Annotated in this window: 4 protein-coding genes; 2 read left to right on the forward strand and 2 right to left on the reverse strand. The window is 70.1% G+C overall.

What is annotated here, in order from left to right; all coding sequences use genetic code 11:
• Window positions 1–243 precede the first annotated feature (243 nt).
• On the forward strand, window positions 244–1,320 hold the full coding sequence (locus tag ACG83_RS41405; protein WP_235498533.1) for a BadF/BadG/BcrA/BcrD ATPase family protein: 1,077 nt from the start codon (window positions 244–246) through the stop codon (window positions 1,318–1,320).
• A gap of 177 nt (window positions 1,321–1,497) precedes the next feature.
• Here ACG83_RS41405 and ACG83_RS41410 read toward each other — a convergent pair whose 3' ends face one another.
• Together ACG83_RS41410 and ACG83_RS41415 are read right to left on the reverse strand one after the other, a co-directional pair.
• On the reverse strand, window positions 1,498–3,210 hold the full coding sequence (locus ACG83_RS41410; RefSeq protein WP_198955497.1) for an ATP-binding protein: 1,713 nt from the start codon (window positions 3,208–3,210) through the stop codon (window positions 1,498–1,500).
• Between the two features lie 56 nt (window positions 3,211–3,266).
• On the reverse strand, window positions 3,267–3,467 hold the full coding sequence (locus tag ACG83_RS41415) for a hypothetical protein (RefSeq protein ID WP_152991681.1): 201 nt from the start codon (window positions 3,465–3,467) through the stop codon (window positions 3,267–3,269).
• 1,070 nt (window positions 3,468–4,537) lie between these two features.
• On the opposite strand from ACG83_RS41415, the gene ACG83_RS45730 reads away from it, so the two are divergent.
• Window positions 4,538–5,615, forward strand: a 1,078-nt coding sequence (locus tag ACG83_RS45730) for a hypothetical protein (protein WP_161934867.1), incomplete at its 3' end; no start/stop codon positions are given.

The raw sequence follows: 5,615 nt of genomic DNA on the forward strand, positions 1-5,615 counted from the left end.
GACAGCGGCGAACACGCACCGTCACGGCCAGGTGGGGCCAAAACTCGTTCCCCAACCAGCCCCGGAAGATCGACAAGTGGGGCCAGGAGCCGCTGGAAGATGGGGCCAGAACTCGCTACCGGAGCCACCCGTCCGGCCTCCTCGGACGGGTACCGGAGAGCGAGCACACGTAAGCGAACGCTTGTAGATCGTCAAGCACACAGATCATCGACCGGACCCGAACGGCTCCGGGAACGACGCCGATTGCGAGGCACAGCACAGGTGCACAGCCCACCGCGGGAGAACCTGAGCCCACTGATCATCCTGCCGCCGGCCCTGCGTCCGTCCAGCCGCGGTGAGGCCCGGCGGCCCACCCGGCCCGGCACGCACCTGCTGGGGGTGGACGGCGGTGGCACCAAGACCACCGCAGCCGTGCTCGACGTCGGACGCCTGGCCCTGAGCACCTTCACCGCCGGGCCGAGCAACCCCGACGTCAACGGGATCGAGGCCGCCACCGCCTCGATCACGGACGCGATCCTCGGGGCGCTCGACGCGGCGGGGGCAGGCGTCGGCGACCTCGCCGGCGCGGTGCTCGCGATCGCCAGCGCGGACACCGAGGAGAACCAGGCCGACCTGCTGGCCAAACTGCCCGTTCTCGCGCCGGCCGAGAACGCGCTGGTGCTCAACGACACCGTCGCGGCCTGGGCCGCCGGCACGCTGGGCGAACCGGGGGTCGCGGTCATCAGCGGCACCGGCAGCAACACCCTCGGCGTGGCCGCCGACGGCCGGACCTGGCGCTGCGGCGGCTGGGGCCACCTGCTCGGCGACGAGGGCTCGGGCTACTGGATCGGGCTGGAAGGGCTGCGCGCGGCGGTGACGTACCGCGATGGGCGGGCCCCCTGGTCGGCCGTCGTCCCCCGCCTGCTCGCCTTCTACGGCCTCACCCTGATCGAGGAAATCGACGATCTGATCTACGGCACCCTCGACAAGTCGGGGATTGCCGCGTTCGCCACCGAGGTCGCCGCGGCAGCCGCCGACGGCGACGACGTCGCCCGCCGGATCCTCGCCGACGCCGGCCGCCTGCTCGCCGAGCAGACCCTGACCGTCATCCGCCGCACGGGCCTGACCGGCGACTTCCCCGTCTCGATGGTCGGCGGTGCCTTCCGCTCCGGCCCCGCCTTCCTCGACTCGTTCACCGGCCACGTGACGGCCGACAGCCCCGGCGCGCGCTTCGTCTGGCCGCGGATCTCCCCGGCCACCGGTGCGGTCCTGCTCGCCGCCCGGCTGACCGCGACCGAACACCTGATCGACTGGACGGCCCCGCCGCTCACCACCGACTAACGATTCCCGAAGCGACCCCCGCCCCGGCCACACCGGCGGCTGCCACCAGCCGCCGGTTCGCGCGCACGGCCCGGCGCCTGCGCGCATTTTCGCGCGCGCGCGATCGATTTTTCTGATGCGCGATTTAATCGCGCACCCGCACCGGCCCAGACGCGTTGCGAGCTCGGGGCCAGGGGCCTAGGGGCGTCGGGTGTACGCGGTCGCGCGCCCTGCGCCGGTGGCCAGCAGTGGCCCCTCGTCGCGAGCCATCTCCCGCAGGAGCCTGGACGCCTGGCTGGAAGACAGCGCACACAGGTTCGCCGCCTCCGTCCGACTGATCTGGCCGTGCGCCGCGACGTAACTGAGCACCATCTGCTCCTGCTGCGCCCGGTCGAAGCCGTGAACCCGGACATAGGCGGCCGGCTTGCTCAGCTCGCGGTAAACGGCAGCCGCGAGGTGCCAGGTGCGGCCCCTGCGCTCGCCGCGCGCCTCCACCAGACCCCGCTCGACCATCCGGGCAAGCTGGCGGCGAGCCTCCGCCTCTCCCGTCTGGAGCAGCCGAGCGATCTCGTCGGTGTGCATCCTGCCCTGGTGTGAGAGCTCGGTGACAACCTGCAGATCCGGCAACGTGAGCGGCTGCCCCTGGTGTTCCTGCTCCGCCAGGTAGCGGATCAGCGCAAGATCCGCTTTCCCGCCGGGGAGCACCGCCACAACGGAGTCCCTGGTCGTCCGCTGGTAGTCCGGCGGGCTGTGCCCGAAGCGGAGCTGCTCGGCAAAGATCCGGTTGATGCCACGGCCGGTCCGCTCGACGATGCCGGCCCGTTTGAAGGCATCCGCGAGGCGGGGGTTACGTGGCCGCGGCGGCGCGACGAGAAAGTTGTCCACAGTGATCCCGGCGGGGAAGCCACCCGGGTTGGAGATCTCCAGCTGTTCGTCCTGCCACTGGATGTGCACCGCGCCCTGAGCCGTGTAGTCCCGGTGGATCAGGGCGTTCGCGATCGCCTCGCGAAACGCGGTCTCCGAGTACGCGGGCACGCCCAGGCGAAGGAGCCCGAACTGGATCTCCTCTTCGCTGTTCCGCGCGCGGAACCGGGTGAGAAGCTCTTCCGCCAGCCGAAACAACGGCCAGGTGAAGAAGTCGTTGACCTGGACGGACAGGCCCTCCATCACCTGGAACGCCGCCTCATGGCCCGGGCAGTGCCGGCGGATTGCCTCCTGCCGCCCGAAAAGGAGCAGCGCACCGACAGTGATCACCGCCCGTTCACCGTTCCGCTCGACGAGGCCGAGCGCGCGGGCGACATCCTCATCGCCCAGTTCGGCGAGCACCCGGTCGCCATAGCCGCCGGACTCCCGGATCAGCCTGCGGAGCCGTTCGAACTCCAACGGGTCCAGGTCGGCCCAGCTCGCGTCCGGGAGCGGAAGTGTCGAATAGTCGAACGCGCCCCGGTCGATCTCGTGCGCGAGCAGCTCGTGCGAATGGACGGCCACGCAGGTTGGGCGGCCGTCGCCGCCGATGGTGCGCCGCTGGTACATGCCCCTCGTGGTGCCGACCAGCCGCGGACTGTCCTCGACCTGTACACACAGCACGGGAAGTCCATCGACGTCCACCGTGATGGCGGACGTCTGCACCGGAGGCTGCGTCGAGGCCGCGATCATCGCCTGGAGCCGAAACGGATCCGTCGCTCCGCCATGCCGCGACCGCGCCCCGGTGACCGCACCCGAATCCTCGACCCCGATCAGCAGAAGGCCTCCGCGCCCGTTCGCGAGGCACACGACGGCCTCGACGATCTCCCGGTCATCCAGCGCACGGCGGCGCTCGCCCTTGAACTCGACGGTCAGGGTCTCGCCGCCCTCGACTGCCGCCCGCACCGATACGAGGTCGATCGCGGGAAACGGGACGTGCCCGACCACGGTCCGGCCTCCTTCCTCCGCGCGCTTTCCTCTGCGCGCTCCAGCCACATGTCAGGTCATCGTAGGCCCATCTCGTGACGATCGATCACCCACGAAGCACGAACCGTAACCTCGATACCGCTTTCTGTGACAACGGCGGCGCCCCAGGTCCGCCGCGCACCCTCGCTACCGGGAGGATCGAGGATCTCGGTGATCGTCTCGCCCGGCAGCAGCGGCAACTCGAAGCCGCAGCTCGAAGATCTGAGGATTTCGGTCATCCCAACGACCACGATCCTCAGATCTCGCCCCGGCAACCCGCCGCCGGGACTCGAAGATCCGAGGATTCTGGTCGGCAGCAGCGGCGGCTCGAAGGTCGGGATTTCCCTACACGCCAAGACCCGTGATTGGACACGCCGAGACACGGGGACACCGGGATGACCAGATCTTCGCACCTCCCGGGCGCCGTCGACGGCACCGAGCATCCGACACCATGGAGCACCGGAATCTGCGAAAACCCTGCCACCTCGGCCCGACCGCTGCGCGAATTTACCTCACCGTGACACGGCCCTCCTGTCCGCACCGCCTTCGAGAGAAGCCGGCTGCACACCGGATGTCGGGCGCGACCACGGCCAGCATTGAGAACAGCCCTTCCCATCGCCCCAGGACAGGCCCGCAACGAGTCGATCCGAAGTAGTTAACAATGCGGTGAGTGACATCCTGTAAACCCCCGTTCGAGGGGGTCGTCCAGGTCTGTTGGAAGGGCTGTGAAGCGCGCCGTACCGCCTTGCCCCCGTACCGGTGGACACCTTCGGTTCCTACCCGAACTTGCCTACCCGTTGGTGCCGAGAATAGCGGCGGCACATTCGGGCTCCCCGTTCGCCCTACCCCCTCCGGGGCTCCGGTCGGCGACGGCGCCAGTCACCGCAGCGACTCGTTCACGCACGATGAGCAGCCGCCGCCGACCGCCCCGAACCGCCTTATTTACGGACATAAGGACAGGTCATCAGCCCGCAGACACCTGTGATGCCGTCGGATCGAGGGCCGACCGGCCAGCAGGAAAGATCTTTCTGGTGATCATTCGTCCGCCTGCGTCGATCACTCCACCGGTGGCGCCGCGGGCCGGACGGGCAGTACGCGATTAGTGCGGACGGACACTCGCGCATCTTTTCTGGACCGGACCTGACTAGGCCATCTCTAACCAAACGGGGTAGCTTTCTGCGTCAGTCGAGCCTGTCCGGCAGGCGCTGATCCGCACCCTGCACAACCACCACATCCGGAAAAACCGGTGGTTCGGCGGGCGCCGTCGGCGAGTGCCCTGGCGACTCGCCACAGTCAGGGAGAGGGATTCATGCGCATCAACAGAATGCGGGCCGTGACGGCCGGCGTTCTCGGCGCGGCACTCACGGCGGCGGCTCTGCCCGCCTCGGCCGAGCCCACGCCGACGGCAACCGCGACCACCGACATCATGAGCAGTATCTTCGCCACTCCGGAGGCAACCTGGCCCGCGCAGGACGGAATAACCATCGGCCTGGACCCGACCGGGTCACCCAGCGCCACCCCCAGCGCCAGCGCAAGCCCGCTGGCCACAACTGCGGCCCCCAGCATGGGAGCCGTGATCACCAGCCCGTCCGCGAGGCCGGTCGGCGGCGGAACCGGTGACGCCACACTCGACCAGTTCCTCTCCCTGCTGCCCTTCACGATTCCCTTCGACCGGGAAATCAACGGCATCGAGGATTTCGAGGTCAACCCGCTGGCGCTCACGTACACGTGCACCGCGCAGGGCCCGCTCTGGAAAATCAGAAACCACTCCACCGACGCCTACGGTTTCGGCTGGTTCGACACCAGCCAGGGCTCCGGGATCTCCACCATCGCGCCGGGCGAGTCGATGACTCTGCCAACACGCGCGCTCGCGGTCATCGCCTCGCCGTGGAGCGCGGCCACGGGACGCCTGCTCGTCACGGTCCCAGCGGTCGGTGTCTCGAACTGCTCGGGCGGGCCGGGCATCGGTGCGAGCCCGACGAAGGCCGGCGTCGGGGGTGGGGCCGGTGGCGGCGTCGCCACCCGCACCCCGGGAACCGGCGGCGGTGGTGGAACCGGGACGTCGACCGGAGGAACCGGCGCGGGCGGCGGGACGGCCACAGCGACACCCGGCGGCACCGGAGGTGGGACCACCGGGGGCGGCACGGGCGGTGTGGGCACGGGCGGTACCGGTAGCGGTAGCGGCGGCGGCACCGGTGGCGGTGGGACCGGCACGGGCGGTACCGGTACCGGTAGCGGCGGCGGCGGCACCGGTGGCGGTGGCGGTGGGACCGGAACCGGTTCCAGCGGCGGCGGAACCGGTGGGGGCGGCGGCACGGGCACCGGCGGTGGGGGCGGGACGGGCGGCGGCACTGGTACCGGATCCGGCGGTGGCGGCGGGACCGGAA

The organism is Frankia sp. R43 (assembly GCF_001306465.1).
Classification (GTDB): Bacteria; Actinomycetota; Actinomycetes; order Frankiales; family Frankiaceae; genus Parafrankia; species Parafrankia irregularis.